The following is a 23,334-nucleotide window of genomic DNA, read 5'->3' on the forward strand; positions in this document are numbered from 1 at the left end:
GTTGCGGGCGTGGCGGCTCAAGCCGCGGCCCCGCTGCTCAGGCTCTTTCCGCGCTCCCACAGAACGTCGGGGCGGCCATCCGCGCGGTTTTCGAGACGCGCGACGATGAACAGCAGGTCGGACAGCCGATTGAGATAGGACAGGCCGAAATTCTCGGGCGGCGATGCCGCGCCGCCGGCCTCGTACAGTTCCGGGACGCTGTGCTCGATCTGCGCGAGGCTGAACAGGCGCCGCTCGGCCCGCCGGCATACGGTGCGGGCGATATGGGCGAAGGCGGATGTCGGCGCCCCGCCGGGGAGTATGAATTCCTCCGGCATGCCCAGTCCGGCATTTGCCTGTTCGAAGGCCGCCTCGATGCGCGAGAGGTGAGCGCGCGACAGGAGCGGGGTGCCGGGCACGCTGATCTGCGCGCCGAGATCGAAGAGATCGTGCTGCACCAGCGTGAAGATCTCCCGCGTCGCCTGCGAGCTGGACAGCGCGACAAGGACGCCGATCCAGCTGTTCAGCTCGTCGATGGCGCCCAGCGTTTCGATCGGCGGGCTGTCCTTGTCGACCCTCAGGCCGGAACCGAGGCCGGTCTGGCCCTGATCACCGGTGCGGGTGACGATCCGCGATAGGCGATGTCCCATTCGACCCTCCCTGTTGTGTCGGGCGATCCTGCGCGGCGCGATAGGCCGCCCCATAGGCGCGGTATTGATGGACGATGTCCTGCATGGCGGCGCGCCTCGTATCGTCGAGCCGCGAGAGCGGACGCGCCGGGTGCCCGCCCCAGAGCCAGCCGCCTTCGAGCTGCTGTTGCGGGGCGGTCGTGGACCCGGCGGCGAGCAGCACGTCGTCGTCGACGACGGTACCGGCCGCGAGATCGGCGCCGATGCCGATCAGGGCGCGCGCGCCGATGCGGCCCGCCCGAATGTTGACGTTGTGGCCGATGGTGGTGTCCGGGCCGATGACGACGGTGCCTTCGGCGGCGTCGATGCGGGTGTTGTCCTGAACGTTGGTGTTGGCGCCGATGGAGATCGCCGTCCCGGCGGCATCGAGCCGGCAGCCGAAGAAGACGCCGGAACCGGCGCCGAGTTCGACCGCGCCGGCGAGGCGGGCCGTCTGCGCGACGAAGGCGTGGGGATGGAGGTTTTCGGCCTCGCCTGCTTCTCCGGCCGCGGCCGTGAACGGAGAGGCGGCCGCGGCTTCGCGAAGGAGCCGCGCCCGCTCTCCCAGCTCGCCCGGGGCCAGCTCGCGGACCGGCTTGGCCGGGCTTCCGGCATAGGCGAAGCCGCTGTTCAGCGTCGAGCGCGGGAAGACGATGGAGCCAGCCTCGATGAGGACGCCGTCCTCCACCACGGAGCCGTCGAGAACCACCACCTTGTCCTCGATCACGCAGTCATCGCCGACGGTGCAGGCATGGATGACGGCGTCGCGCCCCACGGTCACCCTGTCGCCGATGATCGCGGGATAGACCTCGTGGGCGATATGGACGGTCGACACCTCCCCGAGGTGAAAATCGTCGCCGATCCGCACGAAATGCCCGTCGGCGCGAATGACCGTCCCGGCGCCGAGCACCGCCCGTGCGCCGAGGGTCACCCGGCCGAGGACGCTCGCGTCAGCACCGCACAGGCGGGGCTCAGCGGCGAAGCGCGGGCAGGTTCCCTCGAAGGGAAGGATGAAGGGGGCGGCCCGCAGGAGGAGTTCGCTCGCCATGGTACCGCTCAGAACACCGGCGTTTCGCGATAGGTGCCCCACACGCCCTTCAGCGTCTCGATGATGTCGCCCATCGTCGCCCCGGCGCGGACCAGCTCGATCGTGATCGGCATGATGTTCCGCGACGGGTCCCGGGCCGTCTCCACGAGCTGCTGCAGCAGCAGGTCGAACTTCACCGGATCGCGCTCGCTGCGCACGCGCTGTGTCCGGGCGATCTGGCGGGCCGCCGTCGTCTGGTCGTAGGGATGAGTGTGGATGACGGGATCGGGCGTGTCGTCGACGAAGCAGTTGACGCCGATGACGGGCTTCTCGCCGGACTGCTTGCGCAGGGCGGTCTCATAGGCGAAGTCGGCGATGTGGCGCTGGAACCAGCCCTCCTGGATGAGCTTGAGCGTGCCGCCGCGCTCCTCGACCTCCTCGAGGATGTCGAAGATCCGCTTCTCATATTCGGTGGTCAGGGACTCGACGTAATAGGAGCCGCCCAGCGGGTCGACGACCTGCGTGACGTTGGTCTCCTCGGCGATCACCTGCTGGGTGCGCAGCGCCATGCGCATCGCATCCTCGGTAGGGATCGCGAAGGCCTCGTCATAGCCGTTGGTGTGCAGCGACTGGGTGCCGCCCAGCGCGGCGGCGAGCGCCTGCATGGCGGTGCGCACGACATTGACCATGTATTGCGGCTTGGTCAGCGAGGCCGCCGCGGTCTGGCAATGGAAGCGCAGGCGCATGGATTCCGGGTTCTGCGCCCCGAAGCGCTCCTTCATGATCTTGGCGTAGCAGCGCCGCAGGGCGCGGAACTTGGCGATCTCTTCGAAGAAGTCCGCCTGGCAGACGAAGAAGAAGGCGAGGCGGGGGGCGAACTCATCCACCTGCATGCCGGTCTTGAGCACTTCCTCGACATAGACGATCAGGTTGGCGAGGGTGAAGGCGGCCTCGTGCAGCGGCGAGGAACCGGCCTCCGAGATGTGGTAGCCGGAAATGTTGATCGGGTTGTACCGCTTCAGGTTCCGGGCGCAGTAGGTGATGCAGTCGCGGACGATCCGCACCGACGGCGCGATGGGGAAGACGTATTCCTTCTGCGCCATGTACTCCTTGAGGATGTCGGCCTGGATCGTCCCCGAGAGCTTGTTGAGGTCGTAGCCGCGCTTCTCCGCGAGCACGATGTACATGGCGAGCAGGATCCAGGCCGACGGATTGATCGTCATGGAGACGGAGATCTTCTCCAGATCGATGCCGTCGAACAGCGCCTCCATGTCGGCCAGCGTGTCGATCGCCACGCCTTCGCGGCCGACCTCGCCCTCGCTCATCGGGTGGTCGGAATCGTAGCCCATCAGGGTCGGCATATCGAAATCGGTCGAGATGCCGGTCTGGCCCTGCGCGATCAGGTATTTGAAGCGCTTGTTGGTATCCTCGCCGGTGCCGAAGCCGGCGATCTGGCGCATCGTCCAGGTCCGCGAGCGGTACATGGTGGGGTAGGGGCCGCGGGTGAACGGGTAGCGGCCGGGCAGGCCGATATCCTCGACCGGCGTATCGGCGAGGTCGGCGGCGGTGTAGGTGCGCTTGACCGGGATGTCGCCGAGCGTGAAGAAGTCGCTCCGGCGCTCCGCCTGCTTGTGCAGGAACTGCGCGACCTCGTTCGCCTCCCAGTCCCGTTCCTCGGCGCGAAGCTCACCAATGGTCTTCTGCGAAATGGGGCGGGCGGTGATGGTCTCGTTCATGGGCCGATCCTCGTTCAAACGACGCGGCAAGCAGTTCATTGGCTAGCGAGTAGGGGTCGGCGTCGCGGCGCCGGAGACGTTCCGCCAGCGCCGGTGCGCGGGTCACGGCGGCCTTGGCGAAGCGCTCGATGAGCAGGTTTTCCGCCGTCTTCTCCAGCCGGAAGCGGGCGATCGCCAATTGCCGCCGGCTGCCGCTCGCCGTGCCGAACGCCACGTCCCGGTGCCTGTCGATGGCGCGGGTGAGCGCGTCGAAGCCCTCGCCCGTATAGGAGCTGACGCCGACGACCGGCGTCTGCCATTCCGGCTTCGCCGACGTCGCCGCGCCGAGCGTCAGCATCTGCTTGATGTCGACGAGCGTGCGGTTGGCGTCGCTGCGGTCGCATTTCGACACGACGTGGATGTCGGCGATTTCCAGCATGCCGGCCTTGATGGCCTGGATCTCGTCGCCCAGCCCCGGTGCCGAGACGACGACGGTGGTGTGGGAGGCCTTGGCGATCTCGACCTCGTCCTGGCCGACGCCGACGGTCTCGATGATGATGGTGTCGAAGCCGCCGAGATCGAGGATGTCGACGGCGTCGAGCGTCGCCCGCGCCAGCCCGCCCATCGCCCCGCGCGTCGCCATGCTGCGGATGTAGACGCCGGGGTCGTTGACGAGGTCCGACATGCGGATGCGGTCGCCGAGGATGGCGCCGCCCGAATAGGGGCTCGACGGGTCGACCGCGACGATGCCGACCTTCAGGCCCTGCGTGCGCAGGCGCGCGGTGAGCGCGGCGACGAGGGTGGACTTGCCACTGCCGGGAACGCCGGTCAGGCCGATGACATGGGCGCGGCCGGCGCGCCGGTAGATCGTGGCCAGCGCCCCCCGCGCTTCCGGCATGCCGGCTTCGGCGCGCGATATCAGGCGGCCGATGGCCGGCACCTCGCCGCGCGCGGCGCGCTCCACCAGCTCGCTCGAGGGGACATAGCGGCTCATGCGCCGCTCTCCGCCTCGATCTGGGCGTACATCTCGCGAAAGACGGAACGGTCGTCGGTGACGCGGCGCGCCTTGAAATCGGTGCGCGGCAGGGTGCCCTTGGCGACGATCTCGGCCCTCGTGCGAAGCCCGAGCAGCTTCTGGATGCGGTGGCTGACGTCCGCCCGGAAGCGCTCCAGCTCGCCGCTGGCGAAGGTGCCCTCATCCGCCTCGACCCGCAGCAGCAGCTCGTCCATCGCGGCTTCGCGGGTGATGACGATCTGGTGCTCGCCGCCATAGCCGGGCGTCTGGTTGAGTGCGGCGTCGATCTCGCTGGGATAGACGTTCTCGCCGCGGATGGTGAACATGTCGTCGATCCGGCCGAAGATCCCGTGGGGGAGCCGCGGATAGGTGCGCCCGCACGGGTTCGGCCCGTCCTGCCAGAGCGTCAGGTCGCCGGAGGCGAGGCGGATCATCGGCTGCGAGGTCCGCTCCAGATGGGTGTAGACGGGCGTGCCGCGCTGGCCGTAGGGGACGCGCCGCATCGTCGCGGGATCGCAGACCTCGGTGTAGACGATGTCCTGCCAGCAGAGCATGCCCTCGGTCTCGGCCGAGCCGGCGACGTTCATCCACGGGGTCATTTCGGCCATCGAGCCGCAGTCGAACACCTTGGCGCCGAAGAGATCGGCGATGCGGTCGCGCACGCCGGGGATGGATGCTCCCGGCTCGCCCGAGAAGAACATGTATTTGAGGCCGAACTCCCGCGGGTTGAGGCCCTCGTCGCGGGCGGCCTGGGCGAGATGCAGCGCGTAGGTGGGCGTGCCGTAGAAGCCCGCCGGCTTCATGGTGTCGAGCCATTGCGCGCAGCGTATGGTCATTCCCGGAGCGCCGGCCCCGAACGGGAACGCCTTGGCCCCGAGGCGTTCGGCGCCCGACAGAGCGCCCCAGCTTCCCATGTAGAGGCTGAGGATGGCGGCGATGCAGATCATGTCGCCCGGCCGCATGCCCATCGCCCACATGATGCGGGCATGGGCATTGGCGATGGCGATCCAATCGTTGCGGCCGATGGCGAAGGCGGTGGGGCGCCCGGTGGTGCCGCTGGTCCCGTGGATGTGGAAGACCTCGGCGTCGGGGATGCAGAGATAGTCGCCGAAGGGCGGCGACATCGCCTGCGATTCCCTCAGCTCCTTCTTGGTGACGACCGGAACCCGGTCCTCGAAATCCTCCAGCGAGCGCAGCTGGTCGGGGTGGAAGCCGGCCTCGTTCCAGCGGCGGCGGTAGAAGGGCGAGTGGTCATAGGCATAGCGGCAGACGACGCGCAGTCGCTCCAGTATCGCCTTCTCGCGATCACCGGGCGGCATGGTCTCGCGCTGCCGGAACCAGTAGCGGCTGTCGGTCGGGGGGAGATAGGAGGCGTCGTAGGAGGGCGGGAAGGACCAGGATTCCATGGCGCGCCCTCCCTCTCACCGCTCGCCACGTTCGGCGACGAGACGGGTCAGCGTCTGCACGATCTCGTCCGGCGGCGTGTCCTGCAGCAGGACCTCCCGCACTCCCATCCTCTTGATCTCGACGACATCCTCGTCCGGCATCACCCCGCCGGCGACGACGATCATGTCGTCGGCGCCCTTGCTGGCCAGAAGCTGGAAGATCTTCGGGAAGACAGTGAGCTGCACGCCGGAGAGCAGGCTCACGCCGAGCACGTCCACGTCTTCCTGGATCGCGGCGGTCACGACCTCCTCGGGCGTGCGGTGCAGGCCGGAATAGATGACGTCCATGCCCGCGTCGCGCAGGGTTCGGGCCACCACCTTCACGCCGCGATCATGGCCATCGAGGCCAACCTTCGCGAGAAGCACACGGATGGGCTGCGTCACCTCAGTCCTCCCTTGTCGAGTTTCTTATCGAACTCTGAATTCAGAACTCCGAACGCAGAGTGCAGATGGCTTGTGACCCTGTCAAGCGGTCGCCATATTGCTGCGTGGCAACACGATTCTTGCGGAGGATGCGGGCTTGGAGTCCCTGGAAGCGCCGAAAAGCCTGGTCGATCAAGCCTATGAGGTGATCCTCGACGCCCTCAGCGACGGGACGTTCAAGCCCGGCGAGCGGCTGACGCAGGAAGACATCGCGGCGCGCCTGAAGGTCTCCCGGCAGCCGGTCACGCATGCGCTGGTCGTGCTCAAGGCGCAGGGGTTCCTCGCCCAGTCGGGCCGGCGCGGCCTGATCGTGACGCCGGTCGACGCTGCGTTCTTCGAGGCGATCTATCAGTTTCGCTCGGCCGTGGAGCCTCTCGCCGTCCGGCTGGCGACGCCACGGCTGACCAAGCAGGCGATCCTGCGCGGCCGCTCACTGATCGAGCACGGCCGCAACATGGTCGTGGCCGGCGATGCCCGCGCCGGCCTACAGGCCGACATGGACTTCCATTCCTTCATCTACGACCTGTCCGGCAATCCCATCGTCGGCGAGACGATGCGCCTGCACTGGCGCCACCTGCGTCGGGCCATGGGACAGGTGCTGCGCTATCCGGGGATGTCGATCAGCGTCTGGCAGGAACACGGGCGGATACTGGAGGCCATGATCCGCGGCGATGCCGAAGGCGCGGCCGAGCTGATGCGCCGGCACCTGATCGAGGCCTATGAGCGGGTGGAAAAACCGGCCGAGACCCCGAGCGCTTCCACCGAGTGAAGGGGAGGGCCCGTGGTCTTCCCTGTGCCGGCGCGGCGGCCTACCGGCCTTCGCGTGCCCAGGCGGCGGCGACGCCGGCGAGCAGGATGAGCAGGCCCGACAGCCCCGCGAAGAGGGGGAACAGGCCGAGGCCACGCACCACCGAGACGTCGCGCATGGCGAGGCCCATCCAGTCGTCGCCGGCGAAGCGTTCGCCCGAGCGCACCGCGACGACGCGCGGGACACCGCCGGAAAGGTTCGCCATGCGCCAGACGCCGCCGCCCGTCGCCTCGACCGTCGGGCGCAGCGCCTGCGTGGTCGACGTGACCTCGGAGAATTCGCGCGGATTGAGCGGGCCGACATTGACGAGAGCCGTATGGGTGCCGTCGGTGGCGCGCCAGAGGCCGAGCGTGTCGGCCGGGAAGGTGGCGCGGAACAGGCCGGGCGCGGCCGATTCCAGCGTCACCTGACGGCTGGCGCCGGTGGGGGTGGTGACGGTCACGGGCGGGGCGGAATCGCCCATGGTCTGGCGCTCGACCACGAGGTCGCCGCCATGGGCGCTCATGCGCAGACGTTCCTCCTCGAGGTCGGGCTCCTTCATCAGCCAGTGCGACAGGCGGCGCAGCAGGTCGATATGCGGGCCGCCACCTTCGAAGCCGCGCGCCCAGAGCCAGAAATGATCGGACAGCAGCAGCGCGACGCGGCCCTCGCCGACGCGGTCGAGCAGCACCACGGGCTTGCCGTCCGGCCCGTCCATCACGCTGGTGCCGCGCGGGTTCTGGGTGTCGATGACGCGGAAAAAGCGCGACCAGGCCGGGGGATCGCTCTGCGAGCCGGGGAGGGCGCGGGTGACGGGATGGCGTTGGCCGGCCTCGGTGAGATGCGCGCGGTAAGGCGTCTCCGTCATCTGGCCGGTGGGCGCGGCCGGCAGGATGGAATCGAGCGGCGTGTAATAGACCGAGCCGTCGGAGATGTAGTCGGTGCCGGCGGCGACCAGCAGCGCGCCGCCTTCCTCGACGTAGCGCACGATGTTGTCGAAATAGATCATCGGCAGCACGCCCTGCTGGGCGTAGCGGTCGAAGATGATCAGATCGAAGTCCTTGATCTTCTGCTGAAACAGCTCGCGCGTCGGGAAGGCGATGAGCGACAGCTCGTTGATCGGCGTGCCGTCCTGCTTCTCCGGCGGGCGCAGGATGGTGAAATGCACGAGGTCCACATTGGCGTCGGACTTCAGCAGGTTACGCCAGGTGCGCTCGCCCACATGCGGCTCGCCGGAGACCAGCAACACGCGCAGCTTGTCGCGCACGCCGTCGATGGAGACCGCGGCGCGGTTGTTGACCGGGGTCAGCTCGCCGTCGAGGCCGGCGGCCTCGATCTCGACGATGTTGGCCCCCGCATGGGTGATCTCGACCTCGACGGTGGCCGGCTGGCCGGCGGTGACGATGGGGCTCGCCACGACCTCACCGTCGCGCCGCACGGTGACGGAGACGCGCGCGCCGGCCGGCGCGCCCTCGTCCTCGACGCGGTAGCCGACCGTCTGGCGCTGGCCGACGATGCCGAAGCGCGGTGTGGAGGTGAGCGCCACGCGGCGGTCGCGCTCGCCCTCATGGCCGGAGACGATGGCGTGCACCGGCGCGCGGAAGCCGAGCGAGGCGATGGTGGCGGGAATGTCGTGCACGCGCCCGTCGGTGAGGAAGATGGCGCCGGCCACGCGCTCGGGCGGCACATCCGCGAGACCGGCCGAGAGCGCGGTGAACAGGCGCGTGCCGTCCACCTCGCCGGCACCGCCGCCGGCATCGATGAAGCGGATTTCGGCGCCCTGCTCCTTCAGGCGGGCGAGGCGGGTCTCCAGCTCGGCGCGGGCGGCCTCCGTCATCTGCGTGCGGTCGCCGAATTCCTGGCTGGCGCTCCGGTCGACGACGACGGCGACGACGGTGGAGAGCGGTTCGCGCTCTTCCTGCGTCAGCGAGGGATTGGCGAGCGCCAGCACGGCGAGCGCGATGGCGAGCGCGCGCAGCAGCGAGCCGCGGGTGCGCGAGACGAGGACGAGGAGCGCCACGGCACCCGCCAGAACGGCGGCGGCGATCAGCCAGGGCAGCGGGATGAGCGGATCGAAGGCGAGGCCGAGATTCATTGTCCGAGCCTCTCGAGCAGCGCGGGCACGTGCACCTGGTCGGCCTTGTAGTTGCCGGTGAGGACGTACATCACGAGATTGGCGCCGGCGCGGAAGGCGAGCTCGCGCTGGCGCTGGCCGCCGCCGGAGACGGGCAGCATGGGCTGGCCGTCATCGTCGAGCGCCCAGGCGCCGGCGAGGTCGTTGGAGGTGATGACCACGGGCGATACGCCGTCGCCGGCGCGGGCCGGGCGCTCCTCGCCCTCCGCGGCGGCCGGCAGGGCCTCCACCCAGGTGGTGCCGCCGTTGAAGCGGCCAGGGAAGTCGCGCAGCAGGTAGAACGCCTTGGTGAGCACGTGATCGCGCGGCACCGGCTCCAGCTCGGGGACGTCGAGGCCGGAGAGGATGGTGCGCAGCGTGTCGTTGGCGGGCGTGCCGGCGCCGTTCGAGCCGGGCATCGTGGTCTCAGCGTCGCGCGTGTCGAAGATGATGGTGCCGCCCTGCTTCATGAAGGCATCGATGCGCGCCAGCGTCTCCTGGCTCGGCCGGGCGGCGCCGGGCACGATGGGCCAGTAGATGAGCGGGAAGAAGGAGAGCTCGTCGCGGGCGATGTCGACGCCCATCGGCTCGCCGGCCTCCAGCGCGGTGCGTTCGCCGAGGAAGGAGGTCAGCCCCTTCAGCCCGGCGCGGCTGACGGCGTCGGTCTCGGCGTCGCCGGTGACGACATAGGCGAGGCGGGTGGCGTTGGTGGCCTGGATGGCAAAGTCGGTCTGCGCCTGCGTCATCGGCTTGTCGGCCGGGGCGGCGGCGCTCGCGGGTGGCGTGGCCGGGGCCGCCGTCTGCGCGCCGGCCCGGTCGAGCGGCAGCGCCGCGGCGAGGCCGACGGCCAGCAGCAGGGCGGACGCGCTCGCGGCGCGGCGGGCGGTGAGGCGGGAGAAGCCGCCGGCGAGCAGGAACACGATCATGGCATCGACGAGCAGCAGGGCGAGCAGCGCCAGCAGCAGCGGGGCGCGCAGGTCGCGCGGCGTGACGTCGCGATAGGGCTCGACGCGGCCGAGGCCGGACAAGTCGAGCGCGGCGAGCCGGTCGCGCGGCAACAGGGCGTTGACCGCCACCAGCCCTTCCGGCGGGCCGTAGAAGCCCGGCGGATGGTCGGCGCTGGCCCGGCCGTTGAAGCCGACCGGGATCGCCTTGGCGGTGGGCATGGTGGGGCGGAAGGCGCCGAAGCCGTCCAGCAGGCGGCTCGGGGCGACGGTCTCGCCGGTGGTCGCGTTCGCGCCGCTCTGGTCGGCGGCGATCTCGGCCGCGCTGGCGCCGCCGAGCGCCACCACCCGGCGCAGCATGTCGACGAAGGCGCCGGAGATCGGCAGGTTCGACCAGGAGGTGTCGGCGGTGACGTGGAACAGCACCAGCGTGCCGGCGCCGCGCCGCTCCCCGGTGACGAGGGGCGTGCCGTCCGACAGCGTCGCCCAGGTGCGCGAGGCGAGTAGGCCGTCCGGCTCGGCGAGGACCTGCCGCTCGACGGTGACGTCGTTCGGCACGGCCACGTCGCGGAACGGCCCTTCGGCCGAGAAGCCGCCCAGCGACTGCGGCTGCTCCCAGGAGAGCGAACCGCCGAGCACGCGCCCGCCCCGTCGCAGCGTGACCGGCACGAGGTCGTCCGAACCATTGGCGAGGCGCGGGCCGGCGAAGCGGATGAGAACGCCGCCGCCCTCGATCCAGCGGGTGAGGCGTTCATGCGTCTCCGGCGGCAGCGTGCCGATGTCGGAGAGGATGATGACGGGGAGCTTCTGCTCGATGAAGCGGTCCACCGCCTCGCTGGTGCCGGCACCGTCCGCGGTACGGATGTCGGCGAAGGGGCCGAGCGCGCGGGTGAGATAATAGGACGGGGCGAGCAGCGGCTGGCGCTGGTCCGCCGTGGCGCCGGAGACGACGCCGACCGTGCGCCGGCGCCAGCGCTTGTCGAGCAGCTGGACGGCGCCGGCGGATTCCTCGTCGACGATTTCGAGGCGGGCGACCTCGTTGCGGATCTCCACCGGCAGGTCGAAGCGGGCTTCGGTCTCCTTCGCGCCGGGCTCGAAGCCGAAGGGCGCATCGCCGAGAGGCAGGCCGCGCAGGTCGAGCGCGCGCACCGTGCCGGAGCGGGCGAGCGTGTCGCGGTCGGCCCGCACCACCTTCACCGTGAGCGCATCGACGGCGTTGTCGGCGGCGGTGAGCGCCAGCGGTTCGGCGACGCCGGAGACCAATGTGGTGAGCGGACGGTCGCCGACCGCGCTCGCGATGTCGGCTGGCACGCCGGCGACGCCCTCCAAGGCCACGCCGTCCGAGAGATAGACGACGGAGGCTTCCGGTGCGGCGGCCAGCGCCTTGCGCAGGCTGGCGAGTGCCGGGGCCCGGTCCGGCATGTGCGGCACCGGCGCGAGGGTGCGCAGGCGCTCGCGCGCCTCGTTCGGCGCCATCACGCGCGGCTCCAGCGGCGGCTCGCCGGTGGGAACGAGGATGATGCCGCGCCCTTCGAGATCGGCATCGGCCACCACGCCCTCGGCGCTGGCACGGCGGGCCGACCAGGTGGCGGCGGCCGGCCAGCCGGAATCGATGAGCAGCACGACCGGGCCGGAGGAGGCCGGGCCGGCGACCGGCGGGTTCCAGATCGGGCCGGCGGCGGCGAAGATGATGATCGCGGCGAGCAGCAGGCGCAGCGCGGTGAGCCACCAGGGCGTGCGCGCCGGGGTCTCCTCCTTGGGCGGGATGTCGAGGAGGAGGCGCGTGGGGGCGAAGGAGACGCGGCGCGGGCGCGGCGGCACCAGCCGCAGCAGGAACCACAGCAGCGGCAGGCCGGCGAGGGCGGCCAGCAGCAGCGGCGTGGTGAAGGCGAGGGGCAGGCCGAGGAAACCCGTCATGCGGCGTGCCCCGATTCATCGCGTCCCGTCTCGTGCGTGCCCTCGTTCGGCGGCACGGCGCCGTGGCCGCCGCTCATGCGGGCATGCAGGGCCAGCAGCAGCTCACTGGCGGGACGGTCGGTGCGGTGGATGAGGAAGCTCCAGGTACGGCGCTCGGCCTCGCGGCGGATGGTGGCGCGGTGGGTGGCGACGCGGGCGACGTATTCCTCGCGCACCGTCTCGGCGCGGCCGATGGTCAGCGTGGTGCCGCTCTCGGGCTCGCGGAATTCGACGCGACCGGAGAAGGGGAAGGTCTCCTCCGCCGGATCGCAGATCTGCACGACATGGCCGTGCGCGCCGGAGGCGGAAAGGCCGGCGAGGCTGGCGACGATCTCGCGCGTCGGGCTCCACAGATCGCTCAGCAGCACCACCTCGGCGAGGGGCGAGGGCGAGAAGGCCGGGGGCAGGCTCGACGGCAGGCTGGGTGCGTGGACGAGCGCCTCCGCCATCTTCTCGACGATGCGGCGCGAGGCGGACGGGCGCATGACCCCGGGAATGCCGACGCGCTCGCCGCCGCGCACCAGCAGCTCCGCGAGGGCGAAGGCGACGATGAGGGCGCGGTCGCGCTTGGTTTCCCAGACGAGCGGCGAGGCGAAGACCATGGAGGAGGACAGGTCCGGCCAGATCCACACCGTGTGGGCGGCTTCCCATTCCCGCTCGCGCACATAGAGATGGTCGTCGCGGGCCGAGCGGCGCCAGTCGACGCGGGCGGAGGGCTCGCCGTCCATGAAGCGCCGGTACTGCCAGAAGTTCTCGCCGGTGCCGGCGCGGCGGCGCCCGTGCAGGCCGTGATAGACGCTGGCCGCGATCCGGCGCGCCTCCAGCACGAGACGGGGCATGGCGGCCACCAGGCCCGCCGCGTCCTGCGCTGCGCTTCGCACGGCTGTATCGGCGTCGAACTCCACCCGATCAGGTCCTCGTCACGTCGTCCCGCTGTGCCGGCTCCGGGCCGTCCCAGAAGGCAATGCAATCCTCCAGCCACACGGCTGGAATGAAGGCCGGGCTGATATGGGATCAGCCGATACGCTTGGCCAGCTTGGCGATGATGCCGGGCACGGTCTCGCCATCCGCGCGGGCCGCGAAGGTGAGCGCCATGCGGTGCTTGAGGATCGGCTCGGCCAGCGCCACCACGTCGTCGATCGAGGGCGCATAGCGTCCGTCGAGCAGCGCGCGGGCACGCACGGCGAGCATCAGGGACTGCGAGGCGCGCGGGCCGGGACCCCAGGCGATGAACTTGCCGAGTTCGCCGGCGTCCGGGCCCGGACGGGCCGAGCGCACGAGGTTGAGGATGGCCTCGACCACGGATTCGCCGACGGGCAGGCGGCGCACCAGCCGCTGGGCGGCGGTGAGCTCCTCGGCGGTCATCACCGCGCGCGGCTTGGTCTCCTCGGCGCTGGTGGTGTCGAACAGGATCTTCCTCTCGGCGTCGCGGTCGGGATAATCGACGTCGATTTCCATGATGAAGCGGTCGAGCTGGGCTTCGGGCAGCGGATAGGTGCCTTCCTGCTCCAGCGGGTTCTGGGTCGCCAGCACGTGGAAGGGCTTGGGCAGGTCGTGGCGCACGCCGGCGACCGTCACATGGCCTTCCTGCATGGATTGCAGCAGCGCCGACTGGGTGCGCGGGGAGGCGCGGTTGATCTCGTCCGCCATGAGAAGCTGGGCGAAGACCGGGCCGGGAATGAAGCGGAAGGAACGGCGCCCACCCGCGCTCTCCTCCAGCACCTCGGCGCCGAGGATGTCGGAGGGCATCAGGTCCGGGGTGAACTGCACGCGGCGGGCGTCGAGGCCGAGCACCACGCCGAGCGTTTCCACCAGCTTGGTCTTGGCGAGGCCGGGTACGCCGACCAGCAGGCCATGGCCGCCGGAGAGGATGGTGATCAGGGTGCGCTCGACCACGGCCTCCTGGCCGAAGATCACCGCGCCGATGCCGGCGCGCGCGGCACGCACATTGGCCGCGGTCGATTCCGCCGAGCGGATGATCATGTCGTCGAGGGATTCGAAATTCTCGCCGGTGGCAGACGTCATGCCGTTCTCCTGCAATCCCCGAGTTCCGTAGGTGGGCGACCCGTATTCAACGCCCCGTCATCGTCATTCCCGTCGGCTATGGTGCGCTGCAATATCGACCGTTGCAATGCACGCACTCCCGTACCGTCTGGGGCTGGATCGGGAGGGCCGACGCAGGCTTTCGTAAGGGCGAGCTTACGCTATCTTGGAACCGCGTCGACTATCGGGCGGGGGATCACGACTGCGCGATTGCGTATGTGTGACACGGATTTTGTCATGAATTCAGAGGCTTCCGGCCGATTTGACGAATTGATGCGCGGGGTCGGAAACGGTGCGAAACGGGCGCTGCCGCCGATCGAGCGCTGGAATCCGCCCGATTGTGGCGAAATCGACATCGCCATCGACCGCGAGGGCGTGTGGCACCATGAAGGCCGCCCGATCCCCCGGCCGGCGCTGGTGCGCCTGTTCGCCTCGGTGCTCACGCGCGAGGGCGAGCGCTATGTGCTGGTCACGCCGGTGGAGAAGCTGGGCATCCGGGTGGAGGACGCGCCTTTCCTCGCCGTCGACATGGCGGCGGAGGAGGGGGAGGGTGGGCCGCGCCTTGTCTTCCGCACCAATCTCGACGATCTCGTGCCGCTGGACGCCGAGCATCCGCTGCGCATCGAGACGCGGGCGGACGGCGAGCCGCGCCCCTATATATATGTGCGTCGCGGCCTGTGGGCGCGGCTGACCCGCGCGGTGTTCCTCGACCTCGCCGAGCGGGCCGAGGAAAGGGAGGTCGAGGGGCGCGCCGTGTTCGGCGTCGCTTCGGGCGGGGCATTCTTTCCGCTCGCCGCCGCCGAGACCGTGAAAGAGAGCCGATGACCGCCGTGCCGCAACCCGCCCCTTCTCCCGAATCGGCCATGCCTCTCACGCTCGACGATTTCCTCGCCCGGGCGCGAACCCGGCTGCTTCACGAGCCGGACCTGACCGGTGAGGCGCCGCGCGGCGACCATGAGCTGACGCCGGAATTCCGCGCGATGGTCGACGCGATGCCGGTGCGCGGCGCGGCGGTGCTGGTGCCGGTGGTGGCGCGCGAGCGGCCGAGCGTGCTGCTCACGCTGCGCTCCCCAGATCTGCCGAGCCATGCGGGGCAGATCGCCTTTCCCGGCGGCAAGATCGACCCGACCGATGCCGGCCCGCTGGACGCGGCGCTGCGCGAGGCGGAGGAGGAGGTGGGGCTGGCGCGCGAGCTGGTCTCGCCCGTCGGCTATCTCGACGCCTATCTCTCGCGCACCGGCTACCGCATCGTGCCGGTCGTCGGCATCGTGAAGCCGGAATTCGGCCTCACCCTCAATCCCGGCGAGGTGGACGAAGCCTTCGAGGTGCCGCTCGACTTCCTCATGAGCCCCGACAACCACCGGCAGGAGAGCCGGGAATGGCTGGGGCTGATGCGCACCTTCCACGCCATGACCTATGAGAAGCGCCGTATCTGGGGCATCACCGCCGGCATCCTGCGCAGCCTCTATGAGCGGGTGTACGCCTGATGGCCCGCATCCTCGCCGAGATCGCGCTGTTCCTGCTGCCCTTCGCCGCCTTCGCGCTGTATCTGCGCTATGGCCGCAAGGTGGATTCCTTCCTCGCCGGCTGGTCGCTGCGGGCGCTGATCGGTTGCGCCGTAGTGGCGGTGCTGCTGGTGGCGGCGAGCCTCTATTTCATCGAGGCGACGGGGCGCGGGCCGACCACCGGCCGCTATGTGCCGCCGAGCTGGCAGGACGGGGTGCTGGTGCCGGGGCATATCGAATGAACCCGCTTCTGGAGGGGCGGCCGGGGCTCGCCCGCGTGCTCGACGCGCTCGACCGCGACGGCGAGGAGGCGCGGATCGTCGGTGGCGCGGTGCGCGACTGGCTGACCGGGCGCGGGGTGCGCTCCGACGTCGACATCGCCACCACCGCCCTGCCGGAAGAGGTGACGCGCCGGGCCGTGGCGGCGGGGCTGAAGCCGGTGCCGACCGGCATCGAGCACGGCACGGTGACGGTGATCGCGGAGGGCGAACCCTACGAGGTGACGACGCTGCGCGAGGATGTGGAGACCGACGGGCGCCGGGCGCGCGTGGTCTTCGGCCGGAGCTGGCCGCACGACGCCGGGCGGCGCGACTTCACCATGAACGCGCTCTATCTCACCCGCACCGGCGAGCTCGTCGACCTCGTGGACGGAGCGGCCGACGCGAAGGCGGGGCGGGTGCGCTTCATCGGCGATCCCGACGTGCGCATCCGCGAGGATTATCTGCGCATCCTGCGGCTGTTCCGCTTCCATGCCGCCTACGGCCGGGGGCCGCTCGACGCGGCGGCGCTGACGGCAGCGGTGCGCAACCGGGACGGTCTCGGCCGGCTCTCGCGCGAGCGGGTGCGGGCGGAGATGATGAAGCTCATCGTCGCCCCCCGCGCGGCGGAGACGCTTGCGCAGATGGACGCCGCCGGCCTGCTCGCGCCGGTGCTCGGGCGGGCGGGAGACGTGGCGACCTTCTCCCGTCTCACCGAGGTCGAGACGGCGCTCGGCATGGCGCCCGATGCGGTGCGCCGGCTGGGCGCGCTGGCGGTGCGGGGCGAGGAGGACGCCGAGGCGCTGCGCGAGGGGCTGCGCCTGTCCAATGCCGAGGCGGAGCGGCTTGCCGCGCTGGCCGGCCCCGCGCCGGCACCGGCGATGTGCGAGAAGGGGCAGAAGGCATTTCTCTACCGCATGGGGCGCGAGGCGTTTCAGGACCGCGCGCTGATCGCCTTCGCCCGCTCCGGCGCCGCGCTCGACGATGCGGGTTGGCGCGACCTCGCCGTCCTCGCCGCCGGCTGGCCGCTGCCGGTCTTCCCGCTGAAGGCGGCGGATTTCATCGCGCGCGGGCTGACGCCGGGCCCCGCGCTCGGCACCGCGCTGAAGCGGGCCGAGGAAGCGTGGATCGAGGCGGGGTTCCCGACGGGCGCGGAGGCGCTGGAAGGAATCGCGCGGGGGGCCATAGGTTAGGCTCTACCCCCGCCGGATGCGCGGCCTTCTCTACGGCCACTTCACCACAGGCGGCATGGAGGAGAGGATGGAATCGACGTTCCCTCCCGTCTTCAGCCCGAACAGGGTGCCGCGGTCGTAGAGCAGGTTGAACTCGACATAGCGGCCGCGGCGGATGAGCTGTTCCTCACGCTCGGCGTCGGTCCAGGGCTTGTCGAGATTGGCGCGCACGAGGCGCGGGTAGATGTCGAGGAAGGCGAGGCCGACTGCTTTCGTGAAGTGGAAGTCGGCGTCGCGGTCGCCCGAATCCAGCCAGTCGTAGAAGATGCCGCCGATGCCGCGCGGTTCCTTGCGGTGGGGAAGGTAGAAATACTCGTCGCACCACGCCTTGTAGCGGGCATAGTCGACCTGAAGGCGGCCTTCGCAGGCGCCGCGCATGGCGGCGTGGAAGGCGACGGCGTCGGGGTCGTCCTGCGTGCGGCGGGCTTCCAGCACCGGGGTCAGGTCCGCGCCGCCGCCGAACCACGCCTTGGTGGTGACGACGAAGCGCGTGTTCATGTGCACGGCCGGCACATGCGGGTTGGTCATGTGGGCGATGAGCGAGATGCCGGTGGCGTGGAAGCGCGGGTCTTCCTCGGCGCCGGGAATCTGCTTGCGGAATTCCGGGGCGAACTCGCCATGGACCGTCGAGCAGTGGACGCCGACCTTCTCGAACAGCCGCCCGTGCATGATCGACATGATGCCGCCACCGCCCGGGCCGCCGGTATGGTCGGTGCGCTGCCACGGCGTGCGCACGAAACGGCCGGGCTCGCCGGGATAGAGAGATGCCGGGGCCTCGCGCTCCAGCGCCTCGAACGCGGCGCAGATGCGGTCGCGCAGTTCCTCGAACCAGCCGCGCGCGGCGGCCTTGCGGGCTTCGATGTCGGCGGGGAGAGCGGTCGTCATGGCGGGTTCTCGATCCTGCGTTGCCGATGGCGCGCCGTGCTTCTAGCCGCTCCGGCCGGTGGCCGGAAGTCCGGGATTCTCAGGACCCGCTACAGGACGTTCACACCACCTGGCCGGACAGCGCGCCGATGGCGGCGGTCGCCGCCATGGCGAGAGCGCCCCAGAAGGTAACGCGGATGGCCGCCTTTCGTGCGTCGGCGCCGCCGGCTTTCGCGCCCGCCACGCCAAGAACGGCGAGGAAGACCAGCGAGGCGCCCGAGACGGCGACCGGCAGGCTGCCGGCGGGCGCGACCAGCACGGTGGCGAGGGGCAGGGCGGCGCCGATGGCGAAGCTCGCCGCCGAGGCCAGCGCCGCCTGCACCGGGCGGGCGGTGGTGATCTCGGTGATGCCGAGTTCGTCGCGCGCATGGGTTTCCAGCGCGTTCTTCGCCATCAACTGGCGGGCGACCTCGCTGGCCAGGGCGGGATCGAGACCGCGCTCCTCGTAGATCTGCGCCAGCTCCTCATGCTCGAAGGCGGGATCCGCGGCGAGTTCGGCGGTCTCGCGGGCGAGGTCGGCGCGCTCGGTGTCCGCCTGCGAGGAGACCGAGACATATTCGCCCGCCGCCATCGACATGGCGCCGGCGACCAGCCCGGCGATGCCGGCCAGCAGCACCGCGCTCCGGTCGGCATTCGCCGCCGCGACGCCGACGATCAGGCTCGCCGTCGACAGGATGCCGTCATTGGCGCCGAGCACGGCGGCGCGCAGCCAGCCGGCGCGGCCGACGAAATGGTTTTCGGCATGGCGTGGCCGCATCGAAATTCTCCCTAGATTCCGTGCTGTCCTGACACACTGGCGCCGCAACGTCGGGGCACAAGCGCAGGTATCATGATCTCACGCATCTTCGCCTCCTTCGAGAAGCTCGTCGATCCGTTCCGGCCCGTACCCATAACGCGGCCGCCGGAAGGACTCATGACGTTCTACTGGCACTTCGTGCGGCAGAGCGGCTGGGTCTTCCTGGCGGCGCTGGGCGCCGCCTTCATCGTCGCCATCGTCGAGGTGTCGCTGTTCCGCTATATCGGGCAGATCGTCGATCTGCTGCAATCCTCCAGCCCGGTGTCGATCTTCGCCGATCATGGCGGCCTGCTGCTGTGGATGGCCTTCGTCGTGGTGATCGCGCGCCCGGCCTCGCAGGCGCTGCACGACCTGCTGGTGCGCCAGTCCATCACCGCCAATTTCGGCAGTCTGATCCGCTGGCAATCCTATCGCTGGGTGGTGCGGCAGTCGCTCGGCTATTTCCAGAGCGATTTCGCTGGGCGCATCGCCACGCGCGTGCTGCAGGCTGGGCCGGCGCTGCGCGGCTCCGTGGTCGAGGTGATCGACGCGCTCTGGTACGTCACCGTCTATGCGGTGAGCGCGGTGGTGCTGTTCGCGGAGGCGGACTGGCGGCTCGCGGTGCCGATCGTGGCGTGGATCGCGTTCTACATCTTCGCGCTGACGCGCTTCGTGCCGACCGTGCGGCTGCTCTCCAAGAAGACCTCCGAGAGCAACTCCATGCTCTCCGGCCGCGTGGTCGACAGCTACACCAACATGATGACGGTGAAGCTGTTCGCCCATGGCGACCGCGAGGATTCCTTCGTCGGCGAGGCGATGGCGCAGCACAATGCCGACTTCAAGGAGCAGCAGCGCCAGATCACCCGCATGGCGCTGACCGTGAGCATGCTGAACAGCCTGATGCTCGGCGGCGTCGGCGGGCTGGGCATCTGGCTGTGGTCGATCGAGGCGATCAATCTGGGCGCCATCGCGCTCTCCACCGGCCTCGCCATCCGCATCACCAACATGTCCGGCTGGATCATGTGGGTGGTGACGGGCGTGTTCGAGAACGTCGGCACGGTGCAGGAGGCGATCCTCACCATCGCGCGCCCGCACACCGTGACCGACCGCCCGAACGCTCCGGCGCTGAGCGTGCGGCAGGGCGAGATCCGCTTCGACGATGTCAGCTTCCACTACGGGCGCGGCTCGGGGGTGATCGATCACCTGAACCTCACCATCCGGCCGGGCGAGCGGGTGGGCCTCGTCGGCCCCTCGGGCGCGGGCAAGTCGACGCTGATGAGCCTGCTGCTGCGCTTCTACGACCCCGAGGGCGGGCGCGTGCTGATCGACGGGCAGGACGTCTCCACCGTGGCGCAGGAGACGCTGCGCGCGAAGATCGGCGTCGTCACGCAGGACACCTCGCTGATGCACCGTTCGGTGCGCGACAACATTCGCTACGGCAAGCCCGACGCCGACGAGGCGGCGATCTGGGAGGCGGCGCGGCGCGCCCACGCCACCGATTTCATCGCCACGCTGACCGACCCGCAGGGCCGCGTCGGGCTGGAGGCGCATGTCGGCGAGCGCGGTGTGAAGCTCTCCGGCGGCCAGCGCCAACGCATCGCCATCGCCCGCGTGCTGCTGAAGGACGCGCCGATCCTGGTGCTGGACGAGGCCACCTCGGCGCTCGATTCGGAGGTCGAGGCGGCGATCCAGGCCAATCTCGACACGCTGATGACCGGCAAGACGGTGATCGCCATCGCCCATCGCCTCTCCACCATCGCCCGCATGGACCGGCTGGTGGTGATGGAGCACGGGCGGGTCGTGGAGAGCGGCACCCACGCCGAGCTGGTCGCCAAGGGCGGGCTCTACGCCCGGCTGTGGCACCGCCAGTCCGGCGGCTTCATCGACGCCGACGAACCGGCGGCGGCGGAGTAGGGATCAGGCGAACCCGCCCGTCTGCCGCAGGGCCTCGCCGAGAATCATCGCGCCGGCGAGGGCGACGTTGAGGGAGCGCGTGCCTTCCGCGAGGGGGATGACGATTCGCGCGTCCGCCGATCCGTGCACCGCCTCGGGAACGCCGGCGCTCTCGCGGCCGAGCAGCAGTATGTCCTCCGGAGCGAAGGCGAAGCGGGTATAGGGGCTGGCGCCGCGCGTGGTGCAGAGGACCAGCCGGCGGCCTTCCTCCCGGCGCCACGCATCGAAGGCGGCGAAGCTCGCGTGGCGCGTGATCGCGGCCCGGTCGAGATAATCCATGCCGGCGCGCCGGAAGCCGGCGTCGCCGACCGGGAAGCCGGCCGGCTCGATGATGTGCAGGCCGACGCCGAGGCAGGCGCTGGCGCGCGCCAGCGTGCCCGCGTTCTGCGCGATGTCCGGCTCGTAGAGCGCGAGCGCCAGGGGCATCCGATCCGTTCCTCGTCCGGGGCTTCGATCCTTCCCTAGCCGATGGCCGCGCCGGCGGCGACCGGAGCCGCATGCCGGGGAGGTGGACAGCCGGGGGCAGGACGGACTGCCGCACTGCGTTCATCTGGACAAGGGACGGTTCGAATGCAATTAGAGGCACTCGAAGGTAGGGTCGACCGCGGCCTTGCGTTCGCACGCCTGTTTCGCGCGGGGCGCTCGAATTTCGGGCCGACGCAGGCGTGTCGGGGCAGCGGTCAGGGCATGAGGGGAAAGGAAACCATCGTGGCATCAACCGAGACGGCGGGAACCACGCGCCGCGACTTCCTCTATCTGGCGACCGGAGCCATGGGCGGCATAGGTGCCGCGGCGCTGGTCTGGCCCTTCGTTTCCCAGCTTCAGCCCGACGCGTCGGTGCTCGCGCTGTCGTCGACCGAGGTGGATCTGTCGCAGGTCGCCGAGGGTCAGATGATCACGGTGAAGTGGCGCGGCAAGCCGGTCTTCGTGTGGAACCGCACCCCCGACGACATCGCCAAGTCGAAGGCGACCGAGATTTCGGTCCTGCTCGATCCGGTGGCGCGCAACGCCAATCTGCCGCTTGACGCGCTGGCGACCGACGAGAACCGCGCCGCCGAAGGCGAGGGCCACGAGAAGTGGCTGGTGGTCATCGGCATCTGCACGCATCTGGGCTGCGTGCCGATCGGCCACATGGGCGAATATGACGGCTGGTTCTGCCCCTGCCACGGCTCTGAATACGATTCGGCCGGCCGCGTGCGCCGTGGACCGGCGCCGGAAAACCTGGCGATCCCGCCCTACCATTTCGTGTCCGACACGAAGATCTCCATCGGCTGACCGGCGTTCAGGGATACTGACAGATGAGCGGACACTCCACGTTCGAGCCGAAGAATCCGGCGCTCAAGTGGTTCGAGAGCCGGCTGCCGCTGGTCGGCCTGATCCATTCCTCCTTCGTCGCTTACCCGACGCCGCGCAACCTGAACTACTGGTGGACCTTCGGCGGCATCCTGTCGCTGATGCTGGTCTGCCAGATCGTGTCGGGCGTGGTGCTGGTCATGCACTACACGCCGCATGTGACGCTGGCGTTCGACTCGGTCGAGCACATCATGCGTGACGTCAGCTGGGGCTGGCTGATCCGCTACATCCACGCCAACGGCGCCTCGATGTTCTTCATCGCGGTGTACATCCACATGTTCCGCGGCCTCTACTACGGGTCCTACAAGGCCCCGCGCGAGGTGCTGTGGATCCTCGGCTGCATCATCTACCTGCTGATGATGGCCACCGCCTTCATGGGCTACGTGCTGCCGTGGGGCCAGATGAGCTTTTGGGGCGCCACCGTCATCACCAACCTGTTCTCGGCCTTCCCGGTGGTCGGCCCGACCATCGTCGAGTGGCTGTGGGGCGGCTTCGCGGTCGACAACCCGACGCTCAACCGCTTCTTCTCGCTGCACTACCTGCTGCCCTTCATGATCGCGGGCGTCGTCGTCCTGCACGTCTGGGCGCTGCACGTCGTCGGCCAGAACAACCCGACCGGCGTCGAACCGAAGAGTGAGAAGGACACCGTGCCCTTCACGCCCTACGCGACCATCAAGGACGGGTTCGGGATGGTGTGCTTCCTGATCTTCTTCGCGTGGTTCCTGTTCTACATCCCGAACTATCTCGGCCACGCCGACAACTACATCCCGGCTAACCCGCTGGTGACGCCGGCCCACATCGTGCCCGAATGGTACTACCTGCCGTTCTACGCGATGCTGCGCGCGGTGCCGGACAAGCTCGGCGGCGTGCTGACGATGTTCGGCGCGATCATCGTGCTGTTCTTCGTGCCGTGGCTCGACACCTCCAAGGTGCGCTCGGCGGCCTATCGCCCGCTCTACAAGCAGTTCTTCTGGATCTGGGTGGCGGTGTGCATCGGCCTCGGCTGGCTCGGTTCCAAGCCGGCGGAGGGCGGTTACGTGATCGCCGGCCGTATCCTGACGATCTACTACTTCGCGCACTTCCTGATCATCCTTCCGCTGCTCGGCCTGTTCGAGAAGCCGAAGGCCATCCCGGCCTCCATCACCGAGGCCGTGCTGGGCAAGAACAAGGGCGCGGCTCCCGCCTCCGCGGGCGTCTCGGCGCCGCAGACCAAGGGTTGA

At 69.8% G+C, this 23,334-nt stretch carries 21 protein-coding genes; 8 read left to right on the forward strand and 13 right to left on the reverse strand.

Annotated elements, in window-relative coordinates:
• Nucleotides 1-17: 17 nt before the first annotated feature.
• From FO470_RS06985 to FO470_RS07010, 6 genes are read right to left on the reverse strand one after another with little or no spacing between them, the layout of a single operon-like run.
• Complete coding sequence (locus FO470_RS06985) at nucleotides 18-629, reverse strand: cob(I)yrinic acid a,c-diamide adenosyltransferase (RefSeq protein WP_144342233.1); 612 nt, start codon at nucleotides 627-629, stop codon at nucleotides 18-20.
• Nucleotides 589-1,695 (reverse strand): gamma carbonic anhydrase family protein, encoded by a 1,107-nt coding sequence (locus FO470_RS06990; protein WP_144342234.1) that lies wholly within the window; start codon nucleotides 1,693-1,695, stop codon nucleotides 589-591. The genes FO470_RS06985 and FO470_RS06990 overlap by 41 nt, the downstream gene beginning before the upstream one ends.
• A gap of 8 nt (nucleotides 1,696-1,703) precedes the next feature.
• Nucleotides 1,704-3,410 (reverse strand): methylmalonyl-CoA mutase family protein, encoded by a 1,707-nt coding sequence (locus tag FO470_RS06995; RefSeq protein ID WP_186291877.1) that lies wholly within the window; start codon nucleotides 3,408-3,410, stop codon nucleotides 1,704-1,706.
• On the reverse strand, nucleotides 3,361-4,383 hold the full coding sequence (gene meaB / locus FO470_RS07000) for a methylmalonyl Co-A mutase-associated GTPase MeaB (RefSeq protein WP_144342235.1): 1,023 nt from the start codon (nucleotides 4,381-4,383) through the stop codon (nucleotides 3,361-3,363). Before meaB ends, FO470_RS06995 begins: the two co-directional genes overlap by 50 nt.
• Complete coding sequence (locus FO470_RS07005) at nucleotides 4,380-5,810, reverse strand: phenylacetate--CoA ligase family protein (RefSeq protein ID WP_144342236.1); 1,431 nt, start codon at nucleotides 5,808-5,810, stop codon at nucleotides 4,380-4,382. Before FO470_RS07005 ends, meaB begins: the two co-directional genes overlap by 4 nt.
• 15 nt (nucleotides 5,811-5,825) lie before the next feature.
• Complete coding sequence (locus FO470_RS07010) at nucleotides 5,826-6,233, reverse strand: cobalamin B12-binding domain-containing protein (RefSeq protein ID WP_144342237.1); 408 nt, start codon at nucleotides 6,231-6,233, stop codon at nucleotides 5,826-5,828.
• A gap of 136 nt (nucleotides 6,234-6,369) precedes the next feature.
• On the opposite strand from FO470_RS07010, the gene FO470_RS07015 reads away from it, so the two are divergent.
• Nucleotides 6,370-7,041 carry a GntR family transcriptional regulator gene (locus FO470_RS07015; RefSeq protein WP_144342238.1) on the forward strand — a complete coding sequence of 224 codons (672 nt, stop codon included), beginning with the start codon at nucleotides 6,370-6,372 and terminating at the stop codon, nucleotides 7,039-7,041.
• Nucleotides 7,042-7,081: 40 nt separating this feature from the next.
• On the opposite strand, the gene FO470_RS07020 is transcribed toward FO470_RS07015, so the two are convergent.
• The 4 genes from FO470_RS07020 to FO470_RS07035 form a co-directional block, all read right to left on the reverse strand.
• Nucleotides 7,082-9,154, reverse strand: a complete 2,073-nt coding sequence (locus FO470_RS07020) for a hypothetical protein (protein WP_144342239.1) — start codon at nucleotides 9,152-9,154, stop codon at nucleotides 7,082-7,084.
• Nucleotides 9,151-12,033, reverse strand: a complete 2,883-nt coding sequence (locus FO470_RS07025; RefSeq protein ID WP_144342240.1) for a DUF4159 domain-containing protein — start codon at nucleotides 12,031-12,033, stop codon at nucleotides 9,151-9,153. The genes FO470_RS07020 and FO470_RS07025 overlap by 4 nt, the downstream gene beginning before the upstream one ends.
• Entirely contained in the window at nucleotides 12,030-12,977 is a 948-nt protein-coding gene (locus FO470_RS07030) for a DUF58 domain-containing protein (protein ID WP_144342241.1), read from the reverse strand. Before FO470_RS07030 ends, FO470_RS07025 begins: the two co-directional genes overlap by 4 nt.
• A 109-nt stretch (nucleotides 12,978-13,086) precedes the next feature.
• The gene (locus FO470_RS07035) at nucleotides 13,087-14,097 is read right to left on the reverse strand and encodes an AAA family ATPase (protein WP_144342242.1); all 1,011 of its coding nucleotides are present in this window, start codon (nucleotides 14,095-14,097) and stop codon (nucleotides 13,087-13,089) included.
• Between the two features lie 255 nt (nucleotides 14,098-14,352).
• Between FO470_RS07035 and FO470_RS07040 the strand changes: the two genes are divergently transcribed.
• From FO470_RS07040 to FO470_RS07055, 4 genes are read left to right on the forward strand one after another with little or no spacing between them, the layout of a single operon-like run.
• Complete coding sequence (locus FO470_RS07040; RefSeq protein WP_144342243.1) at nucleotides 14,353-14,940, forward strand: DUF1285 domain-containing protein; 588 nt, start codon at nucleotides 14,353-14,355, stop codon at nucleotides 14,938-14,940.
• Nucleotides 14,937-15,602, forward strand: a complete 666-nt coding sequence (locus tag FO470_RS07045; RefSeq protein WP_144342244.1) for a CoA pyrophosphatase — start codon at nucleotides 14,937-14,939, stop codon at nucleotides 15,600-15,602. Before FO470_RS07040 ends, FO470_RS07045 begins: the two co-directional genes overlap by 4 nt.
• A complete protein-coding gene (locus FO470_RS07050) occupies nucleotides 15,602-15,862 on the forward strand; it encodes a DUF6111 family protein (protein WP_144342245.1) in 261 nt (86 codons plus the stop codon). The genes FO470_RS07045 and FO470_RS07050 overlap by 1 nt, the downstream gene beginning before the upstream one ends.
• Nucleotides 15,859-17,070 (forward strand): CCA tRNA nucleotidyltransferase, encoded by a 1,212-nt coding sequence (locus FO470_RS07055; RefSeq protein WP_144342246.1) that lies wholly within the window; start codon nucleotides 15,859-15,861, stop codon nucleotides 17,068-17,070. The genes FO470_RS07050 and FO470_RS07055 overlap by 4 nt, the downstream gene beginning before the upstream one ends.
• A 30-nt stretch (nucleotides 17,071-17,100) precedes the next feature.
• Here the strand turns inward: FO470_RS07055 and hemF are convergent, their stop codons facing one another.
• Both hemF and FO470_RS07065 read right to left on the reverse strand, forming a co-directional pair.
• Nucleotides 17,101-17,994 carry an oxygen-dependent coproporphyrinogen oxidase gene (gene hemF, locus FO470_RS07060; protein ID WP_144342247.1) on the reverse strand — a complete coding sequence of 298 codons (894 nt, stop codon included), beginning with the start codon at nucleotides 17,992-17,994 and terminating at the stop codon, nucleotides 17,101-17,103.
• A 100-nt stretch (nucleotides 17,995-18,094) separates the two neighbouring features.
• Nucleotides 18,095-18,790, reverse strand: coding sequence for a VIT1/CCC1 transporter family protein (locus FO470_RS07065; RefSeq protein WP_144342248.1), 696 nt, complete (start codon nucleotides 18,788-18,790; stop codon nucleotides 18,095-18,097).
• 72 nt (nucleotides 18,791-18,862) lie between these two features.
• Between FO470_RS07065 and FO470_RS07070 the strand changes: the two genes are divergently transcribed.
• A complete protein-coding gene (locus FO470_RS07070) occupies nucleotides 18,863-20,722 on the forward strand; it encodes an ABC transporter ATP-binding protein (RefSeq protein WP_144342249.1) in 1,860 nt (619 codons plus the stop codon).
• A gap of 3 nt (nucleotides 20,723-20,725) precedes the next feature.
• Here FO470_RS07070 and FO470_RS07075 read toward each other — a convergent pair whose 3' ends face one another.
• Entirely contained in the window at nucleotides 20,726-21,187 is a 462-nt protein-coding gene (locus tag FO470_RS07075) for a tRNA (cytidine(34)-2'-O)-methyltransferase (protein WP_144342250.1), read from the reverse strand.
• Nucleotides 21,188-21,448: 261 nt separating this feature from the next.
• Between FO470_RS07075 and petA the strand changes: the two genes are divergently transcribed.
• Both petA and FO470_RS19810 read left to right on the forward strand, forming a co-directional pair.
• The gene (petA, locus tag FO470_RS07080; RefSeq protein WP_186291878.1) at nucleotides 21,449-22,036 is read left to right on the forward strand and encodes a ubiquinol-cytochrome c reductase iron-sulfur subunit; all 588 of its coding nucleotides are present in this window, start codon (nucleotides 21,449-21,451) and stop codon (nucleotides 22,034-22,036) included.
• A 23-nt stretch (nucleotides 22,037-22,059) separates the two neighbouring features.
• Nucleotides 22,060-23,334: a cytochrome b gene (locus FO470_RS19810; protein WP_144342252.1), complete on the forward strand. Its 1,275-nt coding sequence runs from the start codon at nucleotides 22,060-22,062 to the stop codon at nucleotides 23,332-23,334.

It is taken from the genome of Ancylobacter moscoviensis, assembly GCF_007559435.1.
Taxonomy (GTDB): Bacteria; Pseudomonadota; Alphaproteobacteria; order Rhizobiales; family Xanthobacteraceae; genus Ancylobacter; species Ancylobacter moscoviensis.

Bases quoted from the DNA above. Each gene is read 5' to 3' on its own strand.
- FO470_RS06985 (WP_144342233.1), bottom strand. From the start codon at position 629: ATGGGACATCGCCTATCGCGGATCGTCACCCGCACCGGTGATCAGGGC.
- FO470_RS06990 (WP_144342234.1), bottom strand. From the start codon at position 1,695: ATGGCGAGCGAACTCCTCCTGCGGGCCGCCCCCTTCATCCTTCCCTTC.
- FO470_RS06995 (WP_186291877.1), bottom strand. From the start codon at position 3,410: ATGAACGAGACCATCACCGCCCGCCCCATTTCGCAGAAGACCATTGGT.
- meaB (WP_144342235.1), bottom strand. From the start codon at position 4,383: ATGAGCCGCTATGTCCCCTCGAGCGAGCTGGTGGAGCGCGCCGCGCGC.
- FO470_RS07005 (WP_144342236.1), bottom strand. From the start codon at position 5,810: ATGGAATCCTGGTCCTTCCCGCCCTCCTACGACGCCTCCTATCTCCCC.
- FO470_RS07020 (WP_144342239.1), bottom strand. From the start codon at position 9,154: ATGAATCTCGGCCTCGCCTTCGATCCGCTCATCCCGCTGCCCTGGCTG.
- FO470_RS07025 (WP_144342240.1), bottom strand. From the start codon at position 12,033: ATGACGGGTTTCCTCGGCCTGCCCCTCGCCTTCACCACGCCGCTGCTG.
- FO470_RS07035 (WP_144342242.1), bottom strand. From the start codon at position 14,097: ATGACGTCTGCCACCGGCGAGAATTTCGAATCCCTCGACGACATGATC.
- FO470_RS07040 (WP_144342243.1), top strand. From the start codon at position 14,353: ATGAATTCAGAGGCTTCCGGCCGATTTGACGAATTGATGCGCGGGGTC.
- FO470_RS07045 (WP_144342244.1), top strand. From the start codon at position 14,937: ATGACCGCCGTGCCGCAACCCGCCCCTTCTCCCGAATCGGCCATGCCT.
- FO470_RS07050 (WP_144342245.1), top strand. From the start codon at position 15,602: ATGGCCCGCATCCTCGCCGAGATCGCGCTGTTCCTGCTGCCCTTCGCC.
- FO470_RS07055 (WP_144342246.1), top strand. From the start codon at position 15,859: ATGAACCCGCTTCTGGAGGGGCGGCCGGGGCTCGCCCGCGTGCTCGAC.
- hemF (WP_144342247.1), bottom strand. From the start codon at position 17,994: ATGACGACCGCTCTCCCCGCCGACATCGAAGCCCGCAAGGCCGCCGCG.
- FO470_RS07065 (WP_144342248.1), bottom strand. From the start codon at position 18,790: ATGCGGCCACGCCATGCCGAAAACCATTTCGTCGGCCGCGCCGGCTGG.
- FO470_RS07070 (WP_144342249.1), top strand. From the start codon at position 18,863: ATGATCTCACGCATCTTCGCCTCCTTCGAGAAGCTCGTCGATCCGTTC.
- FO470_RS07075 (WP_144342250.1), bottom strand. From the start codon at position 21,187: ATGCCCCTGGCGCTCGCGCTCTACGAGCCGGACATCGCGCAGAACGCG.
- petA (WP_186291878.1), top strand. From the start codon at position 21,449: ATGAGGGGAAAGGAAACCATCGTGGCATCAACCGAGACGGCGGGAACC.
- FO470_RS19810 (WP_144342252.1), top strand. From the start codon at position 22,060: ATGAGCGGACACTCCACGTTCGAGCCGAAGAATCCGGCGCTCAAGTGG.